Genomic DNA, 26,703 nt, shown 5'->3' on the forward strand with positions numbered 1-26,703 from the left:
GAATAACCCTCTTCTGATAATGGTGCATTCAGCTTAACACATTTTGCAGAGACACTCAAAACAAGAAAACCCCGACATCCGGCAATTCTGCATAGCGCAGAGCTCCCGGAGCTGTCAGGGTAATCGTTAATGCTATGAATTTGACTTCAAGTCAGTCTAATGTACATTGCCGGGTCCTTCAACAAAACCGCTGCCCGGATCACTTGCCGGATCGGTTCCGGCATTCGGGTCAGGGATGATTCCAGGATCGACAGTACCGGTCGTCGCCTCCGGTGTCGGTAGTGGCTCTGCCGTGGCAGCCGCAGGCGGCGGTGTCATCTCAGGCGGGGTTGTGGCTGCTCCGCTGCCGTTATCCCCTCCTTGACCATTGCCGTTATTACCTGGACCGTGATTGCCTGGACCATTATTACCTGATCCGTTATTCCCAGGTCCATTGTCAGGCGGATTGCCGCCGTTCTCTCCATTTCCGGAATCGCCGCCGTTATCGGGGTTATCCGTAGGCAGATTCGGGTCAGGCGTCATCTCTGGCTCAGGGGTCTGAAGCTCATCCTGAACGGACACCGTTATAGTCTCAGAAGGCTCGCTCTCCTGATCTAGTTCCTGATAATATGCAGTAACATAATATTCGTAAGACAGTCCCGGCATCGCACTGATGTCCCCGATATTCGAGGCCATGGTGTTCATGAGCGGGGTGAAGTCTGCTTCAGACGTCTCGCGGCGGTAAATACGGTATTCTACACCGCTGGCCGCAGCAGGATTCCAGCTCATATTGACCGTCATCGTGGATGGATCATACGCAGCCTGGAAGCCCGTTACCGCCGATACCGCTTCAGGCGTCGGCGTAGCCTCTACCTCTACAGCAGCGCCCTTCGGTACCGGGAACTGCTTGGCAGGCACACCTTCGAGCGCCTTCTCCATGACCTTGCCCCAGAAGGCAGCGGCCAGCGGACTGCTGTTCTTCAGCAGATGGGTCTTGCTCGGCTTGTCGTAGCCCATCCATACCGCTGCCGTCCATTCCGGCGTATAGCCGACGAACCAGACATCACGGTTCGAGCTGATGCCCTTATATCCGCTTTGTGTTGTACCGGTCTTACCGGCTACCGGACGGTTAATTTTTGCTTTTTTACCTGTACCGTCCTGTACAACACGCTGCATCATCTCTGTCATCTGATAGGCCGTCTGTTCACTCATCACACGGTCTGCCTTGGTGTTCGCCTTGTAGACGGTCTTGTCATCAGCGTCAGCTATAGACTTGATGGAGTATGCCTCCCGCAGTTCTCCGCCATTGGCGAACGCACTGTAGGCCTGGGCCATCTCCATCGTGTTCGTTCCCTCACTCATCCCGCCGAGGGCGAGCGACAGGTTCTTGTCTTCATCCTTCAGGTTGATCCCCAGCTTCTTGGCGAACTGGAAGCCGGTATTTACACCGATCTCATTCAGCAGCCAGACCGCCGGAATATTCTCCGACTTCGTCAGCGCATCGCCCATGCTGATCGACTTCGAGTACCCGTGCAGATTGTTCGGACAATATTTGCCGAAGCACTGCTTCTCATTGCTCAGCATGGAATCATTCGTGAATTTGCCGGATTCCAGTGCCGGTGCATAGGATACCAGGGGCTTGAAGGCAGAACCCGGTGAGCGGCGGCTGCCATCGATCCGGCTGTAGCCTTTTTTCTCATAATTACGTCCGCCCATCAAGGCTACAACGCTGCCATTCTCCTGATTCACAATGGTCATTGAGCCCTGAACCAGCTCATCGTCCACACTTTTCTCGAAGTTATCACTGTCGGCAAAAGCATCCTCGATCGTCTCCTGGGCATGCTTATCCATGGTTGTATAAATCTTATACCCGCCGATATTGAGATCATCCTCGGTCAGCCCGAATTTGTCCTCAGCCTCACCAATCGCATAATCAATGAATGCCTGGTAACGCTGCTTCTTCTCAGGCGGCTTGTAGTTGTAATCCACGGCCTTCGCTTCGTCCATCTGCTCCTTGGTAATCAGCTTCTGCTCATACATGAGTTGAAGCACTACGCCCCGGCGTTCCTTCGACAGCTCAGGGTTACGCAACGGATTATAGCGGGACGGCCCTTTGGGCATTGCAGCCAGAGTGGCTATTTCCCAAAGCTCAAGTTTATTCAGATCGCTTTCCCCGAAATAACGGATGGAAGCGGCCTTAATCCCATAAGTGGTTCCGCCGAACGGAATCCGGTTCAAATACATCGTGATAATACTCTCTTTGGATTCTTGCTTCTCCAGTGCAACGGCAATCGACACCTCGGTCGCCTTACGGAAGAAGGTCTTGTCGCGGTTCAGAAAGATGTTCTTCGCCAGTTGCTGGGTAATTGTACTCCCGCCTTCTACCATACTGCGGGCCGCAATATCCTTAACGGCCGCGCGTCCGATGGACCAGAGATCCACCCCGTTATGCTCGAAGAACCGTTTATCCTCGGTGGCTACGAATGCTTTAACCAGCATCTGGGGAAGATCCTCATATTCCACCGGATCGCTTTTCTCCAATGACAGCTCTCCGATCAGGTTCCGGTTCCGGTCAAAAATCTGTGTCGGCGGATTGATCGTCAGCTTGTCCCTGTTCTCATCCAGCAGCTTCTGCCCGTTCAGCATGATGAACAAATAACCGCCCAGCGCACAAAAAATAGCTAGCGCAACTGAAAAAAACAAACTCCACAGTACACGCTTTTTGGTTAAGAATCTTTTCTTTTTTTTCTTCGGCTTCCCTTGGGAGCTTGGCGGCTGACTTCCTCTGTTTCTGTTGCCGCCGCTCCGGGTTAACTGGTCTCTGGACATACTGCCTCCTGACTCCCTTAACGGAAAAAACGTAAATGATGTTCACGAATGAAAAGAACAACCTTCTCAGGTTGCTCTCTCGCACTCTCTATTCAAACGATTTATAAACAAAAAGGTTTCGCTTCAAGACGGTAAAATCTTAATTCTCGCTGTTATTGTCCTGCATCAGTGATACGCTTCGCTGCGGCGTAAATGTGGAGATCGCATGCTTGTACACCATCTGCTGGCGCCCGTCACTGTCGATGACAATGGTGAAGTTGTCGAACGCTTTGATAATTCCCCGGATTTGAAAGCCGTTGGTCAAATATACTGTAGCAGGGATATTCTCTTTGCGCAGCTGGTTCAAGAACGTATCTTGAATATTAATGGACTTGTTCATATGACGTACCCCCAATGGTTCAATTAGATTGTTCAGAAGTATATTCAAGACCTGTAAGAAACTTTCCTGCTATTATACCATTTAATTTCGCAAAATTCTCAGAAAAGTTTTGGCTCTCCAGGACGTCAATCCACTGAATCTCCTTCATGTGGCGAAACCATGACAACTGCCGCTTGGCAAACCGGCGGGTATCACGCTTCAGCAGCACCACGGCTTCCTCAAGCGTCATCTCCCCCTCCAGGTAGGCGGCAATTTCCTTGTAGCCCAGACCCTGCATAGACACAAGACTCCTGCCGTAGCCTTGATCCAGCAGCCGCTGCACCTCAGGCACGAGGCCCTCCGCCAGCATCTGATCGATTCGCTCTTCAATACGTTTATATAGTATTTTCCGGTCCATTGTCAAACCGATCAGGCATAATTCATAGGGAGACTCCTTGTTCTGGCCGGCCAGCGAGTCGGATAACGGGACGTTCGTCTGGTGAAAAATCTCCAACGCGCGGATGATCCGCCTGCGGTCATTGGGATGCAGCCGCTCCGCACTGGCCGGGTCTACCGCTGCCAGACGGGCATGCAGGGCATCAGCCCCATGCTCCTCGGCGTAGGCCTCCTGCTGCTCGCGGAAAGCCTCGTCAGCCACCGCTTCGGAGAAGCGGAAGCCGTAGCATAACGACTCAATATACAGTCCAGTACCGCCCACAATAAAAGGCAGCTTGCCCCTCGCGCTGATCTCCTCAATCAGCCGTGCTCCCTGCTCCTGGAATTCAGCTGTGGAATAGGCATCCTGCGGATCATGAATATCAATCAGATGATGGGGAATGCCCTTCATCTCGGCAGGCGTGATCTTGGCCGTACCGATATCCATCCCGCGGTAGACCTGCATCGAATCCCCGGAGATGATCTCGGCTCCGTGAGCCTCGGCCAGCTCCAGACTCAGTCTGGTCTTGCCGACCGCTGTCGGACCCAGCAGTACAAGCACTTTGCGTTTCTTCTTAGTTGTCAATGGTAATCACCCCGTACGATGTTTTGGCATTGGCCCGCAGCAGCTCCTTGAAGCCCAGCCGGGTGAACTCTCCGCTCAGTGCCTTCTCCTTCAGCAGCACCGTCTTGCGCGCAACCCTGGTTGCCTCAGCCACGCTATCAGCTGACAATGCAGCAGGATTCGCGAATTGCCGCAGCGGCGAGATCGCCGCCGAATCCGTCAGCGGCACCCGGAACATCGGATCGAAGTATACGATGTCGATGCTCTTGTCCGGCTGGGCCCGCAAGTATTCCAGATGGTCCCCGTGCTGCACATCAATACGGCGCAGCGCTTCGTTCACCTTCACCTGGCCAGAGACATACCCGCTCATCCCTTCCAGCAGGAGAGCATACAACGGCAGCGAGCTCTCCAGTGCCGTCACCTTGGAGGTCTCCCCTCCGGTGACTGCGAACAGCAGCGAATCCGCTCCGAGTCCGGCCGTGCAGTCCAGCACGCTGTCGCCGGGGAGCATGCCTGCGGCATCGATCATAGGGTCCGGCTCGCCTCTTAAGATTCTTTTGGCGCGGACAAAGCCCATGCTGGGATGGAATTCCATCGGCGGCATTCCCGGCGTAATCAGCCGGACGGCCTCCTGCAAAACTACCAGAATCTGTTCGTCCCCGTAATGCTCCACCAGCTTGCTCATCGAGAATTTCGCTCTCGGAGCATAGGCGCAGCCTGTGCGGTCCGCAAGCTCCCGGGCCCGGGCCACCACTTGCGGTATCGGGTCAAAGCCCGTCGTTATAATCATGTTGCCTCCGTTCTGCACTCAATAAATGTACAATATAGCCACTACATAACGCGCTTAAACAGCTTCTCCAGATCATAGGCCGAGAACGACACAACGATCGGGCGTCCATGCGGGCAGGTATAAGGCTGGCGGCAGGCCGCGAGCCGGGTGAGGAGCGATTCCACTTCCAGCTCTGTAAGCTTCTGGTTGGCTTTGATCGAAGCCTTGCAGGAGCAGAGAATAGAGGATTTCTCGCGCAGCTTGGCGAGGTCAATCGACCGTTCGCTTAAGACCCACTCTGCCATCTCTTCAATTACCGCCTTCTCGTCCCCTTCCGGGAACCAGTACGGCAAGGAACGGACCAGGAAGGTCTGCCCGCCAAAATGCTCAAGCACAACCCCCGCCTGCTCGAACCAGTGCAGCCGTTCGCTAAGCTGCCTGCTCTCCGAAGGCGTGAACTCCAGCGTAATCGGCAGCAAAAGCTCCTGTGAGGCATCTTCAGGCTTGCCGAATTTCTCATAATAAAATTCATAATTCACCCGCTCATGCGCAGCGTGCTGGTCAATCAAATACAGCCCGCTGTCATTCTGGGCGATAATATAGGTTCCGTGATGCTGGCCGATATAATTCAGCTCGGGAAACTGTGGAAGACCAGTGCCGCTCTGCTCCGCAGGAGCGTACAGCTCCCCGGCTGCCGGCTGCTGCCCCCGGCCAGCCATAGCTGCCTGGGGGCGGTAGCTGTCGCGGGGGCCGGAGGACGGCTGGCGGTATGAACCCTGGGTGGCGTTCCCGCCGCTGTATGCAGCGGCCGTCTCTCTGGCCTGCTGCTGCTCCTGTGCATTGCTGCCGCCATAAGGCTGGGTATTCCCGGATGCTTGGGCAGCAGCATAAGATCCTCCAGCGGCAGGGCCGGTTAATCGACCAGCGCTGCCAGAGAACGGAGCGCCGCTCCCTCCGCTGGAAGGCAGCTGGTTGCCCGCTGCGACGCCAGCACCGCCAGGCATTCCCTGGCCGTAGCTGCGCGGATCTGCTGACTTGTCCGCACCGCCCGCTTCCGTACCTTGCTGAATACTGCCCGGAGCTGCGCCTTTGGAGAAGGCGAATTGCTCCTGAATGAAGGAGCTGCTGTTCTTGCCGCCGATGATCTCCTTGGTGGGGCGCGGAATCAGGCTCTGGCCCATCAGCAGCGAGCGGAGCTGCTGCTCTATGAACCCGTACAGCTCAGGTTCCTTGCTGAAGCGTACTTCAAGCTTGGCCGGATGCACGTTGACATCCACCAGTGACGGGTGCATCTCCAGCTTCAGGACCAGCAGCGGATAACGGTTAATCGGCAGCAGCGTATGGTAAGCGCGCATGATCGCCGCGTTCAGCCCGTTGCTGCGGATGTAACGGCCCCCGACCAGCGTCGTCACCGCATTGCGGTTCGAGCGTGTCCACTCGGGACGGCTGATATAGCCGGAGATCCGGAAGTCCGGATCTTCCGCCGACACCGGGAGCATAGCCTTGGCGGCTGAGGTGCCATACACAGCGGCAATTACCTGCAGCAGGTCTCCGTTGCCCAGCGTATGCAGCAATTGATTGCTGTTATGTTGCAGGGTGAAGGAGATATCCGGATGGGCCAAGGCCATCCGGTACATGGCATCGGAGATATGGCCCAGCTCGGTCTGGATGCTCTTCATATACTTGAGACGGGCAGGCGTATTATAGAACAACTCCCGCACGGTAAGGTCACTGCCTTTGCCGGAAGCTGCATCTTCATTACGGATCAGCCTTCCGCCCTCGATGTCCAGCACCCGCCCTTTACCATCGTCTCCGCTGGCGGTCAGCAGGGTCAGCTTCGATACCGCTGCGATACTCGCCAGCGCTTCTCCACGGAAGCCAAGGCTGGTGATCTGGAAGAGATCACGGCCGCTGGCAATTTTGCTGGTCGCATGGCGGTAGAAGGCGGTCTCGCAGTCCTCCGGCTCGATCCCCGAGCCGTTATCCTTCACCCGGATGCTCTGCAGTCCCCCCTCTTCCACAGAGACTTCAATGCGGGTGCTGCCCGCATCGATTGCGTTCTCGACCAGCTCCTTCACCACAGAAGCAGGACGCTCGACTACCTCCCCGGCAGCAATCTGGTTGGCAATATGCTCATCCAGCACATGAATTTTAGCCATATTCGTTCACCCCGCATGTATTTATTTTATAGATAATATTGAACATTAACGGACTGTAAAAAACGGACTGTAAAAGCCTTATTCGGACAAGTAGAAATGGCATTGCAAAATCACCCTAACGGATGAATAAGATTACCTTCGCGCGAGCACAATGTATGCTGTTTTTCACATACATTTAGGCCACATTCCTGCTTGCGAGCACAATGTATGTTGTTTTTCACATACTTTCGGGCCGTGTGCCTGCTTGCGAGCACAATGTATGTTGTTTTTCACATACTTTCGGGCCGTGTGCCTGCTTGCGAGCACAATGTATGCTGTTTTTCACATATATTTGCTACTTATTCCGCTGTAACAGCCAATCGTATTCGGTTTTAAGCACACCTTCAACGGCAGCAGTTCCGCTGAACTACAGTTCTCTTGCCTTCAGCTTCAGCTCATTCAAGAGGCCCATCGCCTGCAGCGGGGTCATGTTCATCAGATCCGCGCCTTGCACGGCGTTGATTAACTCTTTGAGCAGCGGATTGTCTTTGACAGCAGGCATCACTGCTGCTCCCTTGCGGTTCTTGCGCGGCTCTTCCTCGCCAAAAATAGACAGCTGCACCACTTCATTGTCCTCTTCCTCTACGGGAGAAGCAAGGGATACGGCAGCCTCCCGCTGTCCGGCAGCCATAGAAGCTGCTGCTTCGGAATACGGGTCCGGATGTGCTGGAGCTTGCGCGGTGCGTTCAGCCGAATAGGACTGGCTGCCTGGGGCAGCTCCTTCTCCGGCATCCGGCGTCTGCGCAGCGGTAGCCTGATGCTCCTGTATAACCGTTCCGCTCCCGCTCCGGTCACTGTAACCCGTGCCGTAATTCAGCGCTGCGGCGCCCGGCGGAGAAGCCTGTTCAATGCTCTGGAGCAGCCCGTAAGCCCGGTCAATAATTCCTTCAGGCAATCCAGCCAGCCTTGCACAATAGATCCCGTAGCTGCTGTCCGCAGCTCCCGGCACAAGCTTGCGGAGGAAGTTCACCTTGTCGCCGCTCTCCTGGACCGCCATCGAATAATTCCGCAGCCCCTCAAGGCTCTGCTCCAGATGGGCCAGCTCATGGAAATGTGTGGAGACCAGTGCCTTGCAGGCAATGGTATCATGCACATATTCGATCACCGCCTGGGCAATCGCCATCCCCTCACTGGTCGAGGTCCCCCGGCCCAGCTCGTCGATGATGATCAGGCTGCGGGCGGTCGCTTTCTCGGTCATGACCTGAATGTCAGCCATCTCGACCATGAACGTACTCTGGCCGCCGATCAGGTCATCCGCTGCACCGATCCGCGTGAAGATGCGGTCGATCAGTGCTACCTCGGCGCTGGCCGCCGGCACGAAGCAGCCGATCTGGGCCATGATGCAGATGAGCGCCACCTGGCGCATATACGTGCTTTTGCCGGCCATGTTCGGCCCTGTAATCAGCAGGATATTGCCATCGTCCTTGCTGAGTGTGCTGCCGTTGGCAATAAACGCCGAATCCTTCAGCACCGCCTCTACGACCGGATGGCGTCCGCCTTCAACCCGCAGATCGTAGCTGTCAGACAGCTTCGGCTTCACGAACCGGTGCTCCGCGCTGACGGCTGCGAGGCACTGATACACATCAATCTCCGCCACCTTCTCGGCCAGCGCCTGCAGGCGCGGAACCTGGCTGCTGATCTGCTCGCGCAGCTCGGTGAACAGACTATATTCCAGATCTGTCATCTTATCCTGGGCTTCCAGGATCAGGGCTTCCTTCTCCTTCAGCTCAGGAGTGACATAACGCTCGGCATTGGCCAGTGTCTGCTTGCGCTCATAACGGCCTTCCGGCAGCGAGGACAGATTGGAGCGGGTAATTTCTATATAGTAACCGAAAATTTTGTTATAGCCGATCTTGAGGGATTTGATCCCTGTCACCTGGCGTTCCTTCGCCTCAAGCTCGGCAATCCAGCGCTTGCCGCTGCTGCTGGCTTCCCGCAGCTCGTCCAGACGCTCATGGTAGCCCGCGCGGATGATTCCGCCGTCACGCACGGACACCGGTGCATCCTCCACAATCGCCCGCTCGATATCTTCACGAAGCTCCGCGCATTCATCCATAGACGCACCGATCTCCCTTAAGGTAGAAGAGCCGGAGGTCAGGCACATCTCCTTCAGCGCAGGAATCTGGGCCAGGGACAATCTGAGTGCGTTCATATCGCGCCCGTTCGCGCTGCCGAAGGCAATACGCCCGACCAGCCGCTCCAGATCGTAGATCTCCTTCAGCGCCCCGCGCAGATCCTCGCGGACGATGAACTGGTTATACAGATAGTCGACCGCTTCCAGGCGGCGCTCAATCGGCGCGCGCTGCAAGAGCGGCTTATCGATCCGGCGGCGCAGCAGGCGTCCGCCCATGGAGGTCTCGGTGCGGTCCAGGAGCCAGAGCAGCGAGCCTTTTTTGGAGCGTTCCCTAACGGTCTCGGTAAGCTCCAGATTCCGTCGGGTGAACGGATCGAGAATCATATAATTCCCCGGCTCGTAAGGTGAGATCTGGGTAAGCTGTCCCAGTGAACGCCGCTGGGTCTCGCTGAAATAGGAGATCAGCAGCGCCAGCACACGGCCGCGCTCCTTCTCCAGCCGGACCCAGGCCGCTTCGCCGAACTGGCGGCGGGCCAGCGCTTCCTCCTGCTTGTCCCACGGCGTATAGACCACAGGCTTGGCCAGCAGGGAAGCTTCACTGCGCAGCTCCTCCAGCAGGGCCGAATCGCCGATAATCTCCGCAGGCTCATAGATGCCAATCTCATCGCGCAGCCACTCGGTACTTGCGAGTACCGATGTGACATACAGCTCACCTGTCGTCAAATCGCAGGCGGCCAGCGCCATCATCCCGTCTTCCTCTGTTACGCAGACGAGGTAGTTGTTGCTTTTGTCCGAAATAATCTTGCCGTCCATCACCGTACCCGGTGTTACGACCCGGACGATATCACGGCGGACCATCCCTTTAGTCACCGCAGGATCATCCAGCTGCTCGCAGATCGCGACCTTGTAGCCCTTCTCGATCAGCCGCTGTATGTACCCCTCGGCGGCATGATACGGCACTCCGCACATTGGAATTTTCTCGCCCACCCCGCCGTCGCGGCCTGTTAATGTAATCTCAAGCTCTTTGGATGCCAAGAGGGCATCCTCGAAGAACATTTCATAGAAATCGCCCAGACGAAAGAAAAGGAAAGCGTCTTTCGCCCCTTCCTTGACTTTGAGATACTGCTGAATCATCGGCGTATAGTTTGCCATCGTCTACCTCCATACCTACTTCATACTGTTCTCTATTATAGCAGAAACTCCGCTCCCCGGGTTACCCCCGGCACGCCCGCAGCGTGTGCTAAAAGTTGGTCGGGGTGTTCTGGGGGATGGGGACGGGTTGGCGCTTGGGGGATTAGGGGGTAGTGAGGAGGAGTGTGAAGTGTGCGTGTGGGAGATGTATGGGTCTGGGGTGGGAGGAATGTGGTGATGTTGGGGCAGGTGTAAGGGCGGGTTGAGGCGGGATGCTGGGGCGGACGAAGATGTGGGTGAGGATGTGAGGGCGGACGTGAGTAGCTTGTTAGGTGTAGATGAGAGTGTAATGTGTATGTTTACGAATGCTGGTCAAAAAATCAGTATGGGATGTGGGTGAGCCTGTAAGTGCAGCTGAGAATATTTGGTCAGAGTGCGGGCCATATGTGGCGGGAATACAGGTGAGAATGCTTGGTCCAGATGCGTATACGCGAGTGCGAGTGTGGAGTGGCAAATGCGGATGCAGGTGTGAGTGCGAAATTGCGGATGCAGGTGTGAGTGCGAAATTGCGGATGCAGGTGTGAGTGCGAAATATGGTGACGGAGGCTCAGGCAGGCATAGTCAAGCATGGTGAAGAGTGTTCCCGGCAGGTTTTTTTATTCTATTGTAGTTTGTGCATTAGATGGCCCTGTGATTGGCTGAAAAATAGGATCTATTGCACTTCGTACATTAGAAATCCTTAAAAGGAGAGTTTTCGGACCAAATCCCAGAAATCTAATGTACGAACTACATCAGAATGGATCTCAGCGCTGGCAAACGGCGATTCTGCTGTAGTAAATGCAATCACTCAGATAATCAGCTTTGTTAATCACTTCGTTAATTACTTCAACAGACCCATATAGTTGCGATAGCGTGATTAGAATAGTAAGTTGTATTGGGCGTTAAGCTTAATTGTAATTCATACAACTAAATCGTCCGATATTCCACCGATTATCCGTTTAGTTGTAGTTTGTACATTTAAAAATCCATCTGAACCCGGGTTCTCGCAATTCGGGCAAATTTAGTTGTACAGACTACACTTAGAAGGGAAAAAGCCTCTTTAGAAGTGTGTATAGTTGTACAGAGTACACCTATCGCTATGCACCTGTCCCTGAATGTTCGCTCCAAACGAAGTTTCATGGATGGGCGCACGTTTGAAGGGGATGATTGGTTGACTAACTTAAGTATTTAAGAGAAATCCAGAGAAATTAAGAGTAATTTAGAGGAATTGAGAGGAATTGAGAGGAGTACTTAAGTACGATTGTTTGTTTAAAATATAGCCGCCATCGCTACAGCTTTCCCGCAACCAGCGGTGCGGGAAAGCTGTAACTGGCGGCTATCGGGATTTGACGGGCGGCGGGCTCTATTGATATGCATCCGCCCGCCCGGAGGGCAGCGCCCCGGAGTCCGGCGGGGCGCTCCGTACCCAGGAGCCGCGGATATCCCGCGACTCATCCCAGCTCTGCTGCTCCGCTATGGCGCGCAGCAGCGGATCAATCCACCGGGCGGCGGCTGCGTAGCCGCCCAGTGCGCGCAGCTGCGCCTCCAGGGGAGGCCAGGCTGTGCGCAGAGGAGATTTGCCGCCGCTGTAGAAGGCGGCATGCAGGTCTTCCCGGTCGAGCGGGCGCAGCGGCAGGTCTTCATAATGGCTCACGATCAGGTGAGCCAGACAGACCGCGCCTTTGGCGATGACCGGGGAGACCAGGAAGCTCGGCAGGGTCCGATACTCGAAGCCGCCATGCGGCTGAGGGCGGAAATCGCCGAGCACGCCATAGCGGGGACGCCGGGCCGCAGCCCGGATGTCCTCCAGCAGGAACAAGGGCAGCGCCAGATAGTTATCTAGCGCGCGCAAGAGCGGCGCACACAGCGTGACGCCGCTGAAGTGCAGGTGGCCGCCGAGGGCCCAGCCCCGCAGCGGCATACCTCCCGCCCGCCAGCGCAGCGAGCGGTCGGCAATGAGCCGGTCCGCCTCGCGTGCGGCGGACATCAGCTGCGCCAGCAGCGCGCGCGGTTCCCCGCGCGGCGCGGGGCGCAGCTCCGCCACCGGGAACACGCCGCGCGTTCCCGGGGGTCCGGCGTCGCAGCCCGCGACGCCGTCCATGGGCAGGTACCGCGACGCCGGCACGACGCGGCCAGAGGATTCCCGGAGCAGCAGGAACTCCGGGTCCATGCCCATGAGCAGCCCCGGCCGGCCCGGCTGCTCACCGTCAAGCATCTGCGCAAGCGCTACGTATGCTGAACGGTACGGCTCAGGCAGCGCTCCTGCGGGATCAGGCAGCACCGGAGTGATGCCTGTGACCATGTACCGCCGCCCGCCCATGGCCCGCAGCTCCACCTCGCCGCTGTCCAGTCCCAGACTATACAACGCCCGCACCGCAGTGGTCCGCAGAACCCCTGCAGCCCCCCGCAGCTCCCTTCCTCCACCACCTAAACTTCCAAACTCATCCCCACCATTCCGATACTCACCCTGCCTTCCAACTCCTACACTACCACTCCCATACTCCTCTCGCTCCTCAACTCCTGGCCCTCCACGCTCATACTCTTCTTGCTCCCCAGCTCCTACCACTCCACTCCCATACTCACCCTGCCCCCCATCTCCTCCCCCACTATTCCCATACTCTTCTTGCCCCCCAGCTACTCCCCGACCTCTCCCATACTCCTCTTGCCCTCCAACTCTTCCACCACCATGTCCATACTCCTCTTGCCCCCCAACTCTGCCCCCACTACGTCCATACTCCTCTTGCCCTCCAACTCCTTCGCCACCTCTCGCATACTCCTCTTGCCCTCCAACTCTTCCACCACCACGTCCATAATCCTCTTGCCCCCCAGCTACTCCCCCACCATTCCCATACTCCTCTTGCCCTCCAACTCCTACTCCCTCACTCCCATTCCTCGCCTTGACCTCCTCTTCCCTTCCACCACGTCCATAATCCTCTTGCCCCCCAGCTACTCCCCCACCATTCCCATACTCCTCTTGACCTCCAACTCCTACCCCACCACTCTCATTCTCCCCTTGCTCTCCAACTCTTCCCCTGCCACTCCCATCCCCAGCCAACCATCCAGCCCCAAGCCCCCCGCCCATAGCCGCCCCCGCTCCAAGCGGCTGGCAGTCCAGCACGGCCAGATTGAAAATAAGCACTCGGTAATGCTGTCTGTAGCTTGCGGGGTCTTGTCCATGCGAGTGGTTTTGGGTGTCTCTTGTATCTTGTCGCCGCGACCCTCTAGCGATAGAAATGGAGTCGGCCTCAATCCCGCAGCGCCGGAGCCTGCGTTCGATCTGCTCCGGTGCCAGCTGCCGGAATACGTTCAACCCTTCATTCATGTCTAATGCCTCCGCCCATACGAAATTCCTCAGGGCCGTATCCCCTCGCGCACCGTCCGGTTACCGGACAATACCCTTTGAGCGATAAGCCGCTGAGGAAACCTGACCCCCAAATTATCAAATGGAAATAGCACAAGCATCCTTACAAAGACCCTGTCGCACTATACTTGAACATTCGAACGCTGCCCTGTTTAATATTCCTGATGAATGCCGCTTCTCCAGCTCCAGCATCCCCCTCCGCTTCATTTCGCCTTGAAGGATACTCAACAGCATGAAGCCTACATCCTTACCATTCAAAAAATATTTTTATATTTTAAAAAAAAGAGGGCATTCGCCCTCTACGCCGCTGCCCTCTCATCATATAATGGATCATAACCCACACAGTACTTCAGGCAGCGGCGCACACCTTCCTACAACTCATCATCCAGGGCGTCAGGGTCCAAATCATCGTAATCATAATTCTCGCCTTCAAAATCATAATCCTTGTCTTCCAGATCATCGGCCTGATCACTGACAAACACGCGGAGCTTGGTCTCAGCCACCAGTTCCGCATCGAACTCGCGTTCCACCCGCAGTGTCACACTGCCTCCGCCCGGCGATACCCCGGCTTCCACACAATTGGGTTCCTGCGTTGCCTCCGCAGAGACCTGTGCCGTGGAAGCACGGTGTCTCGGGTCGAGGTACGACAATGGAATAAGCTCCACATAGGAGACCGTTTCCTTGGCAACCTCGGTCTGCTTGTTTTTGTCGTACGAATACCAGATGTTCACATCATAGGTACCGATTACTTCGATTCCGTTCCCGGCGGCAACCGCTTCGTACTGGTGGTTAATGATCCAAGCCCCCAGAATACTAGTCGGATGATGTGGCGGAGTCACGGTATGGGTTGCTGTAGAGAACTTACGACCTTTGCCGCAAATTGCCTTCGTAATGATCTCCCTTGTTTGACGTTTATGGCTTAATGACATCTTTGAACCTCCTCCATACAATCATTCACTATCAAGTGTATGCACGTTCTGGGCATTTGTTGATTGTTAGAGTAGAAATAAATTTGGGTAAGCCCTCAGATGCCGTAACTGAAGCCCTTTGCTTCATTTTATTGCCGGATTTAGTCCATTATGAGTCTCCTGAAGCGAAAAAAAACAAAAGTAGCGGCTCCCCCAAACCGGGAAAACCGCTACTTTTTGTTGTGCCAACATTTTAAGCCGGGAAGGGCAGAGGCCCCCTGCTAGGAAAGTACACGTACGATGCCAAGCTGCCGGTGGCGGCTGAGATCGATGAAGTCCTCACCGATGTTCACCAGCGGACGCAGCGGGTCGTGGGCCAGAATCATAATGATTTTGCCGATCTGCCCGTCCGTCAGGAGCACCTCATTGCCGATCATCGACTGCATTAGCTTATTAATGAACACACTGCAGATATACGGGTCCAGCTTGCCGTAGACGTTCTCGTCCATCTGCTTAAGTACCTCATACAGCGGCGCGGCTGTTCGATAGAACCGGTCTGAAGTCATCGCGTGGAAAATATCCGCTACCGCCACGATTTTGCTGAAATCCGTAATCCGGTGGCCCAGCACGCCGAAGGGATAGCCGCTGCCGTCCATCCGTTCGTGATGCTGCAGCGCCACAAGCGCCTGCATATGATTGGTACCCACCGTATCGCGGATCATCTCATAGCCATAGGTGGTGTGCTTTTTCATCAGGGCATATTCATCCTCACTCAGCGGACCCGGCTTGGTGAGGATTTCGGCCGGAATCATAATTTTGCCGATATCATGAAGCGTCGCAGCAATCGTCAGCATGCTCAGCTCGTCCGGCTTCAGCTTCAGCCATTTGCCAAGCAGCGTAGAGATGATGCCCACCGCCACATTATGCCTGTATGTATAGTCATCCTTAGTCTGCAGCGCAGACAATATTCCAAAGAAATCATTCTTCTCGCTCACCTGCTGGATGAACGGGATCACTTCATTCCTGAGCTCAATCATTGGCAGACGCTTCGTCTTCGTATAGCGCAGCTGCTCAAAAATACTCTCCATCGCCGCCGTACAATCATCCACAGCCAGCTGATAGAATGCAGCGCTGTCGACCTGGACCACATCCTGCGGCTCCAGAACGATCTTGTGCTGCGTAATCAGGCGGATATGCTCTCCGGTGAGCAGGGTCAATGCCGGCAAGACAAATACACCGCTATGATTAAAAAGGTTCGCTACCAGCTGTTTGCCGATATATTGATCATTGCTGTTATTCATATTCCTCACCTGCCAGACCAAGATTCTTGGGTTTTGGACATCACTTAAGAGACAAGCTCACTTTGGGCGCTTATGTTTCTTATCGTTATTTTACACCGGAATGTGAATACCTGACACCTAAATTACATGGATTTGCTTATGCTTTGCCTTTCGCAGGCTGTTTGTCCTTCGCCGGACGCAGCTCCACCGGGCTCTTATAGCGCTTGGCAATCTTAAGATACAGCGCAAGCTCGCGGCACAATTGCAGAATTGCAGAGCGGATCTCGAATTCCTCACGCGAATCCGGCAGCTCCATCTCCTGGAACTCCTGCTGCAGCTCCTCCAGCAGCCGCTCGGTCCGGCCGGTGTATTCCTCAGCCAGCACATCGCCGCTAAGCTGGTCGAACAGCTCGGCCACCATATCTCCGTGCGGCAGCTGCCGGTACACCTGTGAGAGCAGCTGCATCATATTCTGGATGGACTCCAGCTGCTCCTTGCGCATGTAGAAGTATACATTCCAGGCTTCATCCGGGTGGATCACATGATTCTCCATTTCCCTGGATGCCGCGCTGAGCCCCTTCTGTACAGCCTCCCCTGCCCCGATCAGCTCTTTTCCGTCCCAGATATAACCGGGATCACGGAGCGTTCTGGCCATCTGCCGGAAGATGACCGAGAAGTAGCCGTCCACCTCTTTGCGGATACCCGCAATAATCCCGCCGGTCTGCGGCATATAGATGAAGTTCACAAGGCCAGCCGAGCCGAGGCCGATAATCAGCAGTTCCACCTGCTGCAGCAGGATATGAACCGTAATATCAGCTTGTCCAAACACGCGGAACACAATTACCGAGCTGGTGACGATCCCTTCCTTGAAGCCGGCTTTGACAATCAGCGGGAAGCCGAACAATACATACAGTCCTAGTACCCAATAATGAAAGCCCAGGGCGAAGAATAGAATACAGCCCAAAAAGAGTCCCACCAATGAGGCGAAGAAGCGCGCCGAAATCGTGCGTAGACTCCTTTTGCGGGTCGTTTCCACCCCGAGAATGGCCAGCAGTCCCGCGCTTTGCGCATTAGGGATACCAGCGGCGGCTGCCAGCAGAATAGACAGCAAAGTTGCAGCCGCCGTTTTAATAATACGAAATCCCATGTGAATATCTCTCCTACACCGTTAAGCTTCATCATTCAAATAAAGATATAGTCATGGTACAAGATTTTGCCAAGAGACACAATATGACATGGTTCTTACCGTCTCGACAGCAGCAGCTTCTCCACATACACCACCAGTTGGTACATAGCCGTAGCCACAGCCGCAATAATGAGCAGACTCGACATGACCAGGGTGAAGTTGAACACCTGAAAGCCGTAGATGATCAGATACCCCAGCCCCGATTTCGCAACCAGAAATTCACCGACAATAACCCCGACCCAGGACATGCCGACATTCACCTTAAGGGTGGAGACCACCGCCGGGAATGAAGCCGGAAGAATGACTTTGCAGAACTCCTGGCTTTTGGAGGCACCGAAGGAGCGGACCACCTTGACCAGATTCGGGTCCACGCTGCAAAAACTGTTGTACACTACCAGAGTCGTGATAATCACGGTAATCGATAAGGTGGTAATGACAATGGCGGTGAAGCCTGCCCCGAACATGACAATGAAGATCGGGCCCAGCGCCACCTTCGGCATACTGTTGAATACGACCATATAAGGGTCCAGCACGGCGGACAGAAAAGGTGACCACCAGATGACGACAGCCAGCAGCGTCCCGATTAGGGTACCCAGAATGAAGCCCACTGCGGTCTCGCCCACGGTCATTCCCAAATGCGGCCACAGACTCCCGCTGACCATGTCGTCCCAGATCTGCCCGAACACCTTCGTCGGATAGCTGAACAACAGCTCATCGATCCAGCCCATTCTGGCCCCGGCTTCCCAGAGCACGAAGAACAGCAGCAGCAGGCTGCTCCGGACCATAAGCACCTGACTCTTGCGGCGCAGCTTCTTCTTCCTGTAATCCGCATGCTTCTGTTCCAGCCACTGCGCACGGGAGGCCGTCTCACGGGGCTGCGCTTCTGTATTCACATTTCTTCCCTCCCTGCCAGCTCCATTTCCTTCCATACCTCGTGAAAAAGCTCCGCGAAGCCCGGCAGGTCCCGCGCATACAGCGGCGGGGTGCGGCGAATCGCTTCCGGAATCTCAAAAATCCTGCGGATTCTGCCCGGATTCGGCTGGAGCAGAATGACCCGGCTGCTGACCGCAATCGCTTCAGACAGGTCATGCGTAACCAGAATCGCCGTGGTTCCCCGGCGCATTAGCGTCTCCGAGACCAGATCCTCCAGCTGCAGCTTAATCTGGTAGTCCAGCGCCGAGAATGGCTCATCAAGCAGCAGCAGGCCGGGGTCGGTAGCCAGTGTCCGCACCAGAGCGACACGCTGGCGCATCCCTCCCGAGAGCTGTGCCGGATAAGCCTGCTCCTTGCCCTCCAGCCCCATATCGGCCAGCAGCTGCAGCGATTTGGCACGCGAGCTTCCGGTGAGCCTTCCGGTCAGCTCCAGCCCGAGCAGCGCGTTATCCTCAATCGTCCTCCAGGGGAAGAGATAGTCCTGCTGGAGCATATAGCCGACCTCCGGCGAAGGTCCCGCGGTCTTACGTCCGCTGAGCAGCACCTCACCGCGTGAAGGCTGCAGCAGCCCGGCGATGATCGACAGAATCGTCGTTTTGCCGCAGCCGCTCGGTCCGACCAGGCTGACGAACTCGCCTTGGCTGACGCTGAGATTCAGATCCCCTATAGCAAGCGAAGCCTCGCGGTCTCCCAGGTAGGCGTGCGTGACTTCCTTCAACTCGACTACTGGAAGCATAGTGGTCGGCCTCCTCACTCCTTAATGGTGCTCTCTGCCCGCTCTGCAAAGCTGTTATTAACAATCTTAGCGGCTGGAATCCGTTCCTTCAGCTCACCGGCATGGTCAATGACATCCAGCAGATTATTCCATTCCTTCTCATCGATCACCGGATTCACCGCATAGGTATCCTGTTCCTTATAACGGCTGATGGCAGAGACCACAATGCCCCGGTCAATCTTGTCAAAATACGGCATTACCGCGTCAGCAATCTCCTCAGGACTATGAGCCTTCACCCACAACTGGGCACGCTGGACCGCATTGGTAAATTTCTGCACCGTGTCCTGATTCTTAGAAATGTAACTCTGCTTGGACATGAATACGGTATACGGCAGATACCCGCTCTCTACCCCGAAGGAAGCGACCACCTGGCCCCGGCCCTCACTCTCGAAGATCGATGCCTGAGGCTCGAACAGCTGCACATAATCTCCAGTCCCGGAAGCAAATGCACCGGCAATATTGGCAAAATCAATGTTCTGGATCAGCGTCAGATCCTTCCCCGCATCAATCCCCTTGTTCAGCAGTGTGAATGCGCCCGCCATCTGCGGCATGCCCCCTTGCCTTTGCCCAAGGAAGGTCGACCCCTTCACTTTGTCCCATGTAAAATGGCTGTCCGGTGTACGCGCAAACAAGAAGGTTCCATCCCGCTGCGTGAGCTGCGCAAAATTAATTACAGGATCATCCGCCCCCTGCTGGTACACGTAAATAGAGGTCTCCGAACCGACCAGCGCCACATCGATTGCCCCTGAGAGCAGGGCCGTCATGGTTTTATCTCCGCCAGGTATCGTCTGCAGCTCCACATCCAGCCCTTCATCCTTGAAAAAGCCCTGCGATAAGGCCACATATTCAGGCGCATAGAACACGGAACGGGTAACTTCGCCGATTTTCACCTTGACATCACCGGTTTTACTGCCGCAGCCTGCAAGAACAGAGCCAAGCACAAGTATCAACAAGAACGGCAATGACAGTCTTTTGAACCCTTTCATCCTCTCCACTCCTTTCCTCCCGGGTCTTTCGCCCTTGCTCTATGCATATGCGGGAGTCTATGGAAAGGTTAAAGTACAATATATGAAGCGCTTACATTATATTCGGTTCGTCAACCCCGCCCACTCTATGAATGATCGCAGCGCCGTATTCACGCTGTACAGGACCAGCGAGCCAGACCCGTCTGAATTGGGCGGTGCTTCCGCCGGGGTTATTTTGCAAGAACAATCTTAATAGAGCAGCCATTCCCCAAAAGCATGACACAGCTCCGCCCGGGTCAGCGGGAACGCAATGATATAACCGTCATCCTGCTCACTGCTGCTGCGCAGAACCCATCCGCCCGAAGAAGCTTCAATGTAAGAAATCTGCTGCAGGGTCCAGCCTTCCCCATTCTTCGCACATAACCGCAGTTCACCGGAAGCTGTCCGGTTCTTAAGCACTTTAGCCAATTCAGCGGAGCTGTCAGGATCACCTGTCTCCGCTTCCAGTGAAGCCGCCAGCACACACAACGTCCATGTTCCGGCCTTCTCATGAATCTCCTCATAACTCCGTCTGGACAGGAATACCGCAGGAGCGGACGGTTTCCGGGACTGCGCACGCTCGAAGCAATTGAACAGGTAATAGCAGGCGCGCTTCATCTCTGCCGGCTCTTTCAGCTCGCATCTGAAATCTTCCTCTTCCGTTAACCCTGTCAGGAGGATCTTATCCTTATGTACTTGCAGGCATACGTCCTGCGCATATTCACGCTCATTAAATTTCATTCTGCAGATCCGCTTGGAGCCGGAGGCTGTGCGCAGGAGCTCTGCCACCACTCTACGCCGGGTCTCACCCGGGAACAGATACTGTGCCAGACAGATACAATCTTGCTTATTCACATTCTTTATCCCTTCCTCTGTAGCATACATGTAAGTATTAATGTAAATGAGTGGCTTTCAAAAAAACTGCAAAACTATAAAACTTGCAATCTTTATGTTATCATAAGCTAATTTTAAGGTAAAATTAAGAAACACAGGGTAAGATCAATACCATGAAATACTTTTAGCGAGGTGGTTTTCAAAATGAGAATGCTCATCACTTTTCAAAACAAGCTTGTCCCTGTATATTTCACAACAGAAAACAAACAGCCGACCCAAAAAGTACTTCGACTGCTCAACAGTACGCTTGAACTCAAAATTCAAAAAGGCAAAAACGCCCTGCAGACCTGTTTGAATTCCCTGATCAGTATCGAAATTAAAGGCTCAGAAGCTATATTGCACAGTTACAGTGAAAATGATTCATTGGCCTTATCCCTCTATTAAACAGAGGGATATTTTTTTGCCGGTATACATATAAAGTTAAACAACTTAAAAAAGCACATGCCCGCAAGTGAGGGATGCGCTTAGTCTATGGGTTACAGGGGCTTAGGAGTCAACATTATACCATCAGTCAGCCAATCCGGAGGTTCCGGTTCTCCTCTTTCTCCGCCTTTTTAATTCGCAATTTGAACAACTTCACCAGGTTACGCCGGGTATGCTCTTCGTGACAGCTGTCCAGCTTCTTCAGGATGAAACGGTCGATGGACATGTCAATCGCTCCTTTAAATGGGGGCTTAGTCCCGTGATCTGGAGAGGGAATCATTTCCTCTTCTCCTTATATCACCTATATAACCGGGCCGCTGATTCCTTAAACTTGTCCCTGGCTGCGCCTCCACCGCTTGCGAAATTAGTCATACTACATATGGGCCTTTGAGTGGCAAATTAAGAATCCGTTATAGAAGATATGGTACCTTTGACGAAGGACAGCAGCTTCTATAGGCAGAATAAAAATTTTATCCGACTGATATTTACAAACTAAAAATTAAATGCTATATTATCGATAGTTAATATTAAATAGATATCTAAGGAGAAATCATAATGTCGAATGTACTGTTTATCAAAGCTAATAACCGCCCTGCCGAGCAATCCGTAAGTGTTCAGCTCTACAACGAATTCCTGTCCAGCTACAAGGAGACTCATCCGCAGGACCAGATTACTGAACTCGACCTGTTCGCTGAACAGCTTCCTTACTACGATAACACACTCATCACTGGCGTATACAAAGCCGCTCAAGGCTTCGAAGCCACTCCTGAAGAAGCAGCAGGCGCTGCACTTGTTAAGAAATATCTGGACCAGTTCTTGGCCGCTGACAAAGTAGTCTTTGCCTTCCCGCTCTGGAACATGACCGTTCCGGCTGTACTGCACACTTATATCGACTACCTGAACCAGGCTGGAACTACCTTCAAGTATACTGCTGAAGGTCCTGTAGGACTGTTGACTGGCAAAAAAGCAGCTGTTCTTAACGCCAGAGGCGGCGTGTACTCCGAAGGCCCGGCAGCAAGTGCTGAAATGGCCGTTAACTTCATCATGGGCAACCTGAACTTCTGGGGCTTCAAGGAAACTACACAGGTAATCATCGAAGGACACAACCAGAACCCGGACAAATCCGCTGACATTATCGCTTCCGGTCTGCAACTGGCTAAGACAGCAGCAGCATCGTTCTAATCTGCTAATACTTTAACCAGCATACGTAAAACGGGCTGTCCCAAACTTGGGACAGCTCTTTATTTCGGAGTTGGATCAACTTGAGCACTAAAAAGCAGCGATTCCCCCATAATGGGAGAATCGCTGCTTTTTTTAACGTTTGAAGCTTTTAGAAAATCGGGAACTTGGCTCCACAGTAGAACATCTAATTGTGGGATAGCTCCCTTGACGTTGAAACGGAGTTCTTACGGACAGGTCCAGATGCCACTGCTATAACAGTTGCTGAAGCAGGTGGATTTTCTCCACTTGCTATTGAACAAGTTGCCTTAAGCTAGATAGCAGTTGGAAAAAAGGCACTTAATCTGCTCCAACTCTTCCCAATCGAGGTATTAGCGGGGTAACAAGTGACGTTTATCCAACTAATTTCCCAAAATGCTCTTAAGTCACCAAATTAAGATACGTTTTTCCAACTACTCTCCAGGGTGGCGTAGCTCCTGCTTACACAATGCACAGCATCTAGCAAGTTTATTCCGTCATGCAAACTTTCATCCCTATTCGCATGCTCGCTTCCATGCTTCTACAACGCCTTGGGATTTCAGCGCCGCTCAATATTCGTCCAGCACCCGCTGCCAGCTGTTGCCCTTGGCGCGGGGAGGGGTGCTTTTGGCAGAAGCGGCGGCTGTCTTGCGCTTCTGTCTCGCTTCCTTGCTGTTCTGGAATTGCAGCTCCTTTTGCGTCTTGTGGTAATTCTGCAGCCGCTTCCCGTCCAGCACACCGCTGGCGGCAGCCTCAAGCACGGCGCAGCCTTCCTCCCGTTTATGAGTACAGTCGCTGAAACGGCATTCCGCCGCAAGCGTACTGATCTCACCGAACGCCAGGTCCAGTCCGCCGTCATCCTCCCACAATTGCAGCTCGCGCATTCCCGGCGTATCGACGATGATTCCGCCATCCGGGAGGACGAACAGCTCGCGGTGTGTGGTCGTATGACGTCCGCGGCTGTCCCCTTCCCGCACATCCTGGGTGAGCTGCAGATTCCGGCCGCTGAGCCAGTTGACCATCGTTGATTTGCCGCAGCCGGACGAACCGGTCAGAGCTACCGTCTGGCCGCTGCCGATGTAGGGCTGGAGCTCCTCCCGACCGTCGCCCAGTAAGGCGCTGACCACATGGACCGGGACACCGGGAGCCGCCTGCTGCATTTCGGCCATTTTCAGCTCCGCATCGGTGCACAGATCTGCCTTGGTCAATAGAATGACGGGATTCGCCCCGCTGTTCCAGGCCATAATCAGATAACGCTCCATCCGCCGTACATTGAAATCATCATTCAATGCACTGACCAGGAATAAAGTATCCACGTTGGAAGCCACAATCTGCTCCTCCTGAGTCGGGCCAGCCACCTTGCGCGAGATGATGCTGTGACGGGGAAGCACACCATGGATCACCGCATGCGCTCCCCCATCCTGCATCGCCAGGACCACCCAGTCCCCTACTGCCGGATACTCGCCGGACCCGCTCAGCGAATGCCGGAACTTGCCTGACAGCTCACCCCATATTTCACCTGCTGCAGTAATCACCCTGTATTTACTGCCGAAATCTCCGGCAATCCGGCCCGCTGCATACTCCCTGGCGTCCAGCAGCCGCAGCTTATCTGTCCATTTTCTGTTCCATTCTTCATTCCAGCCGTACTGTTCTAGCTTGATATCGATATTCATGCATTTCCTCCTGAATGGGTTATTATCGTTCTCATACCTCCGCTTATCACATCATCCATGTATCTCCGGGCAGCATTGGCTCCACATGCGCACACAAAAAACCGCCGGAACCCAAAGGTTCCGGCGGCAGAGGCAGACTCGGCCGCGGTCCGGCTTTTGCTGTTGTACAGCAAAGACCGTCCGCTGCGGGCAGAGTCATTCCAGGGTAGTGAGTCTGCTCCTCTGCGCGAGAAGAGCAGAATCCACTATCCGGGCGTGATGCAGCAGACCTGCACACGCAAAAAAGCCGCCGGAACCGATACGGTTCCCGGCGGCTCTAGAAGGCATCATAGAGCTTACCTGCGAAGCTGGGGATCAATTATTACTCCACAGCCGCATTTCCCGGAAGACACGTATCCACAACAGTAGCAACCAATCCTGAACCGCTAGTATAAACTGCCATTTGACATCGTCTCCTTCCGAAATAATATGCTGTTATAATATACGGCCCGGATACCGTTTGTCAACAGTGGGCCTAACTTGCTTAAATAATACCCCGGAGCTCCTCCAGCTCCTGAATGACAGCGAGAGGCTTCACGTTCAGTGATTCATCCCAAGGGTGGTTGCGCTTCAGCCAGATCGTATCCATCCCGCTCTGCGCCGCCCCCCAGATATCATTCACCGGATGATCGCCGATGAATACAGTCTGTTCTGCCGTGGAACCCAGACGTTCCAGGGCTAACCGGTAGATCTCTGGATCAGGCTTGCTGATCCCGGCTTCACCCGAAATGACGATCGTGCGGAAGTAGCCGCGGAGTCCGAGCAGATCGATTTTTCCATATTGAATATCTGTGCCGCCGTTCGTGACCAGTCCCAGCGGATATCCCCGGTCCCGGCAATACTCCAGTGTCTCCAGCGCATGCTTCATCATCGCACCGTGACGGATATAGGTCTCGTCATAATAGGCCCGTATGTCCGCAGTGGTCAATGCCTTCTCCCAAGGAAGAACCTCGCTAAGCTCCGCGAAGAACCCATCCTTATCCCGGTATCCGTCAGCATCCCTGATAATCATATCCTCTACAACCTCCGCGGCCTGCTCTTCGCTAAGATGTCCCAGGAAATCCTGAACAAACTTCATACTGAAGCTGCGGAAGGTCTGATCACGGTCCATCAGGGTGTTATCCAGATCAAATAGCAACGCTTGTACCTCTCTCATGTATACGCTCCCCTTCTGTCTTCCATTTCTGCAGTCAAAACACCAGATGCTTATTGTACTACGCTCCGGGGAGCAAAATAAAGACCATTCCGCCCGGAAGGATAACCTCTCCTTCGTCAGAATGGCCTGTATAGGGGAATCAGGTACGCAGAGCTTTCAGGATTCAAGATGTTCAAAATGCTCTGCCCGGTGCGTAAGCATCATTTCCTCGTCGGTAATGTAGAGCGGGAACGGCGGTGTCTCCTTCAGATAACGCTCGGTGGACAACAGCCGGTAATGAACCTCAGGGAGCCAGGCGTCTTCGAGCAGCGGCAGCTTGCCGGTGTCACTGATATAATTGTCTACCGCCGATTGAACCATGTCGAGGTAGTACGGCACCAGCTTGTCAGATTCTTCAAAAATCTCAAAGGTCTCGCTGGACATATAGAATTTCTGCTGCGGGACTCCGCCTAAATATCGTTTGAGCCGGTTCAGGTCAATGCTCTTATCTTCCTGGATCAGAGCGGTACGGTTAATGGGAGCGGGCATATCTTCTTCAAATTGCCTTACAGCCTGCTTGATCTGCGGCAAGGTAACGGTCGGATGAACGGGTTGCAAGTTTTTTTTGGCACGTTTGAATATCATACTGAAGGTCTCCTTTCGAAGTTATGTCAGATAACGCTTACAATTCCATTTTATTCGTTATTTGAACATTTAATCAGCAGTTTCGCACTTGTCATAAAAAATCCCCATTTATTAGATCATTATTTGACATTTTCCCAGTGAGTCCACAGCTCCGGCGGGTTAAGCTCGTACTTATCATTCTCCCGGTACATGAACTGGTGCATAATGAACTCGCGGCGGATTGTGGCATAATCATCGTGGAACGGCTTAATGAACTCGTTGATCTCTTTCTCTGAATAGACTACACCCGGCTTAAGCTTCTCCACCATATATTGCAGCGCGATTAATTTCTTCTTGTATTGTGCGGGAATCTGGCGCAGCCGTCCGTCTTTGGCAAAAAAATTACGGAGCACCGACTCCTTCAGACTGTGTTCAGGCGACTCTTCCTCCATCTCCTCCACCCCCTTTGCAAAAATAAATTTCAGCGAGGCCTCAGAGCCTGACTGGATAAACTCGGGATTTAGCTTGAAATATACAGTGTTCTTGTCTCTGCGCTCCTGAATGAGAGCAGCTTCACGCAGCTTGGCTGCATGATGGGTCACCGTAGGCTGTGACAGATTCAGCTTCTCGGCTAAGGCGTGACCGTGAACCTCGCCCCGGGACAGGAGCAGAAGAATGCGCAGCCGGGTGGGATCGGATAAAGCCTTGTGATAGGCGACAATTTTGTCTAACTGCAAGCGGGATCACGCTCCTACGGATATTCGTCAGGCAGTCTGGGGGAACTGCCATTTCATACTTTAGATATATATCTAATTATATACCCATCTTGACATCTGATCAATACCCAATTTGCGGAATTCGCCGGCCATGGCAAAAAACAAAAATATAAGGTAC

General features: G+C 54.0%; 22 protein-coding genes. 2 read left to right on the forward strand and 20 right to left on the reverse strand.

All coding sequences use genetic code 11. The annotated features are described in order from the left end of the window. Nucleotides 1-156 precede the first annotated feature (156 nt). The 15 genes from NST26_RS17665 to NST26_RS17735 all read right to left on the reverse strand — a co-directional run bounded on the left by NST26_RS17665 (nt 157) and on the right by NST26_RS17735 (nt 20,679). Nucleotides 157-2,808 (reverse strand): penicillin-binding protein 1A, encoded by a 2,652-nt coding sequence (locus tag NST26_RS17665; RefSeq protein ID WP_036724624.1) that lies wholly within the window; start codon nt 2,806-2,808, stop codon nt 157-159. A gap of 139 nt (nt 2,809-2,947) precedes the next feature. Continuing rightward, nucleotides 2,948-3,187, reverse strand: a complete 240-nt coding sequence (gene hfq / locus NST26_RS17670) for an RNA chaperone Hfq (protein WP_036724623.1) — start codon at nt 3,185-3,187, stop codon at nt 2,948-2,950. 19 nt (nt 3,188-3,206) lie between these two features. After that, nucleotides 3,207-4,187, reverse strand: a complete 981-nt coding sequence (gene miaA, locus NST26_RS17675) for a tRNA (adenosine(37)-N6)-dimethylallyltransferase MiaA (RefSeq protein ID WP_339248924.1) — start codon at nt 4,185-4,187, stop codon at nt 3,207-3,209. Continuing rightward, nucleotides 4,177-4,956 (reverse strand): class I SAM-dependent methyltransferase, encoded by a 780-nt coding sequence (locus NST26_RS17680; protein ID WP_339248925.1) that lies wholly within the window; start codon nt 4,954-4,956, stop codon nt 4,177-4,179. Before NST26_RS17680 ends, miaA begins: the two co-directional genes overlap by 11 nt. Before the next feature lie 41 nt (nt 4,957-4,997). After that, complete coding sequence (gene mutL / locus NST26_RS17685; protein ID WP_339310015.1) at nt 4,998-7,094, reverse strand: DNA mismatch repair endonuclease MutL; 2,097 nt, start codon at nt 7,092-7,094, stop codon at nt 4,998-5,000. Nucleotides 7,095-7,500: 406 nt separating this feature from the next. Beyond that, nucleotides 7,501-10,359, reverse strand: a complete 2,859-nt coding sequence (gene mutS, locus NST26_RS17690) for a DNA mismatch repair protein MutS (protein WP_340979550.1) — start codon at nt 10,357-10,359, stop codon at nt 7,501-7,503. 1,381 nt (nt 10,360-11,740) lie between these two features. Further along, nucleotides 11,741-12,943, reverse strand: coding sequence for a putative amidoligase domain-containing protein (locus tag NST26_RS17695; protein WP_339248928.1), 1,203 nt, complete (start codon nt 12,941-12,943; stop codon nt 11,741-11,743). 68 nt (nt 12,944-13,011) lie between these two features. Next, the gene (locus NST26_RS17700) at nt 13,012-13,188 is read right to left on the reverse strand and encodes a hypothetical protein (RefSeq protein WP_339248929.1); all 177 of its coding nucleotides are present in this window, start codon (nt 13,186-13,188) and stop codon (nt 13,012-13,014) included. A 921-nt stretch (nt 13,189-14,109) separates the two neighbouring features. After that, the gene (locus NST26_RS17705) at nt 14,110-14,667 is read right to left on the reverse strand and encodes an outer spore coat protein CotE (RefSeq protein WP_036724604.1); all 558 of its coding nucleotides are present in this window, start codon (nt 14,665-14,667) and stop codon (nt 14,110-14,112) included. Between the two features lie 260 nt (nt 14,668-14,927). After that, entirely contained in the window at nt 14,928-15,947 is a 1,020-nt protein-coding gene (locus NST26_RS17710; protein WP_036699042.1) for an HD-GYP domain-containing protein, read from the reverse strand. A gap of 136 nt (nt 15,948-16,083) precedes the next feature. Beyond that, entirely contained in the window at nt 16,084-17,073 is a 990-nt protein-coding gene (locus tag NST26_RS17715; RefSeq protein WP_209878466.1) for an aromatic acid exporter family protein, read from the reverse strand. 95 nt (nt 17,074-17,168) lie between these two features. After that, nucleotides 17,169-17,921, reverse strand: coding sequence for an ABC transporter permease (locus tag NST26_RS17720; RefSeq protein ID WP_445253492.1), 753 nt, complete (start codon nt 17,919-17,921; stop codon nt 17,169-17,171). Between the two features lie 80 nt (nt 17,922-18,001). Beyond that, nucleotides 18,002-18,781: an ABC transporter ATP-binding protein gene (locus NST26_RS17725; protein WP_339248934.1), complete on the reverse strand. Its 780-nt coding sequence runs from the start codon at nt 18,779-18,781 to the stop codon at nt 18,002-18,004. Nucleotides 18,782-18,795: 14 nt separating this feature from the next. Next, nucleotides 18,796-19,806 carry an ABC transporter substrate-binding protein gene (locus tag NST26_RS17730; protein WP_340952300.1) on the reverse strand — a complete coding sequence of 337 codons (1,011 nt, stop codon included), beginning with the start codon at nt 19,804-19,806 and terminating at the stop codon, nt 18,796-18,798. 228 nt (nt 19,807-20,034) lie between these two features. After that, nucleotides 20,035-20,679 carry a hypothetical protein gene (locus NST26_RS17735; RefSeq protein WP_036724594.1) on the reverse strand — a complete coding sequence of 215 codons (645 nt, stop codon included), beginning with the start codon at nt 20,677-20,679 and terminating at the stop codon, nt 20,035-20,037. Between the two features lie 183 nt (nt 20,680-20,862). Here NST26_RS17735 and NST26_RS17740 point away from each other — a divergent pair, with 183 nt between their 5' ends. Further along, complete coding sequence (locus NST26_RS17740) at nt 20,863-21,102, forward strand: hypothetical protein (RefSeq protein ID WP_036699054.1); 240 nt, start codon at nt 20,863-20,865, stop codon at nt 21,100-21,102. A 127-nt stretch (nt 21,103-21,229) separates the two neighbouring features. Here NST26_RS17740 and NST26_RS17745 read toward each other — a convergent pair whose 3' ends face one another. After that, entirely contained in the window at nt 21,230-21,367 is a 138-nt protein-coding gene (locus NST26_RS17745; protein WP_179090468.1) for a hypothetical protein, read from the reverse strand. Between the two features lie 329 nt (nt 21,368-21,696). On the opposite strand from NST26_RS17745, the gene NST26_RS17750 reads away from it, so the two are divergent. Next, nucleotides 21,697-22,323 carry an FMN-dependent NADH-azoreductase gene (locus NST26_RS17750; protein WP_036699056.1) on the forward strand — a complete coding sequence of 209 codons (627 nt, stop codon included), beginning with the start codon at nt 21,697-21,699 and terminating at the stop codon, nt 22,321-22,323. Nucleotides 22,324-22,907: 584 nt separating this feature from the next. Here the strand turns inward: NST26_RS17750 and rsgA are convergent. The 4 genes from rsgA to NST26_RS17770 form a co-directional block, all read right to left on the reverse strand. Next, nucleotides 22,908-23,999 carry a ribosome small subunit-dependent GTPase A gene (gene rsgA, locus NST26_RS17755; RefSeq protein WP_445323371.1) on the reverse strand — a complete coding sequence of 364 codons (1,092 nt, stop codon included), beginning with the start codon at nt 23,997-23,999 and terminating at the stop codon, nt 22,908-22,910. A gap of 535 nt (nt 24,000-24,534) precedes the next feature. Next, nucleotides 24,535-25,206 (reverse strand): HAD family hydrolase, encoded by a 672-nt coding sequence (locus NST26_RS17760; RefSeq protein WP_340952294.1) that lies wholly within the window; start codon nt 25,204-25,206, stop codon nt 24,535-24,537. A gap of 156 nt (nt 25,207-25,362) precedes the next feature. Continuing rightward, entirely contained in the window at nt 25,363-25,830 is a 468-nt protein-coding gene (locus tag NST26_RS17765; protein ID WP_036724592.1) for a DUF3939 domain-containing protein, read from the reverse strand. Nucleotides 25,831-25,949: 119 nt separating this feature from the next. Then, on the reverse strand, nt 25,950-26,546 hold the full coding sequence (locus tag NST26_RS17770; RefSeq protein WP_340952290.1) for a DUF2087 domain-containing protein: 597 nt from the start codon (nt 26,544-26,546) through the stop codon (nt 25,950-25,952). Between the last annotated feature and the right edge of the window lie 157 nt (nt 26,547-26,703).

The sequence above is a fragment of the Paenibacillus sp. FSL R7-0128 genome, from assembly GCF_038002245.1.
GTDB classification, from domain to species: Bacteria; Bacillota; Bacilli; order Paenibacillales; family Paenibacillaceae; genus Paenibacillus_AQ; species Paenibacillus_AQ silagei.

Coding starts and splice junctions, on each gene's coding strand:
- NST26_RS17665 (WP_036724624.1), bottom strand. CDS start 2,808: ATGTCCAGAGACCAGTTAACCCGGAGCGGCGGCAACAGAAACAGAGGA.
- hfq (WP_036724623.1), bottom strand. CDS start 3,187: ATGAACAAGTCCATTAATATTCAAGATACGTTCTTGAACCAGCTGCGC.
- NST26_RS17680 (WP_339248925.1), bottom strand. CDS start 4,956: ATGATTATAACGACGGGCTTTGACCCGATACCGCAAGTGGTGGCCCGG.
- mutL (WP_339310015.1), bottom strand. CDS start 7,094: ATGGCTAAAATTCATGTGCTGGATGAGCATATTGCCAACCAGATTGCT.
- mutS (WP_340979550.1), bottom strand. CDS start 10,359: ATGGCAAACTATACGCCGATGATTCAGCAGTATCTCAAAGTCAAGGAA.
- NST26_RS17700 (WP_339248929.1), bottom strand. CDS start 13,188: ATGGACGTGGTGGTGGAAGAGTTGGAGGGCAAGAGGAGTATGCGAGAG.
- NST26_RS17705 (WP_036724604.1), bottom strand. CDS start 14,667: ATGTCATTAAGCCATAAACGTCAAACAAGGGAGATCATTACGAAGGCA.
- NST26_RS17710 (WP_036699042.1), bottom strand. CDS start 15,947: ATGAATAACAGCAATGATCAATATATCGGCAAACAGCTGGTAGCGAAC.
- NST26_RS17715 (WP_209878466.1), bottom strand. CDS start 17,073: ATGGGATTTCGTATTATTAAAACGGCGGCTGCAACTTTGCTGTCTATT.
- NST26_RS17725 (WP_339248934.1), bottom strand. CDS start 18,781: ATGCTTCCAGTAGTCGAGTTGAAGGAAGTCACGCACGCCTACCTGGGA.
- NST26_RS17730 (WP_340952300.1), bottom strand. CDS start 19,806: ATGAAAGGGTTCAAAAGACTGTCATTGCCGTTCTTGTTGATACTTGTG.
- NST26_RS17740 (WP_036699054.1), top strand. CDS start 20,863: ATGAGAATGCTCATCACTTTTCAAAACAAGCTTGTCCCTGTATATTTC.
- NST26_RS17745 (WP_179090468.1), bottom strand. CDS start 21,367: ATGTCCATCGACCGTTTCATCCTGAAGAAGCTGGACAGCTGTCACGAA.
- NST26_RS17750 (WP_036699056.1), top strand. CDS start 21,697: ATGTCGAATGTACTGTTTATCAAAGCTAATAACCGCCCTGCCGAGCAA.
- NST26_RS17760 (WP_340952294.1), bottom strand. CDS start 25,206: ATGAGAGAGGTACAAGCGTTGCTATTTGATCTGGATAACACCCTGATG.
- NST26_RS17765 (WP_036724592.1), bottom strand. CDS start 25,830: ATGATATTCAAACGTGCCAAAAAAAACTTGCAACCCGTTCATCCGACC.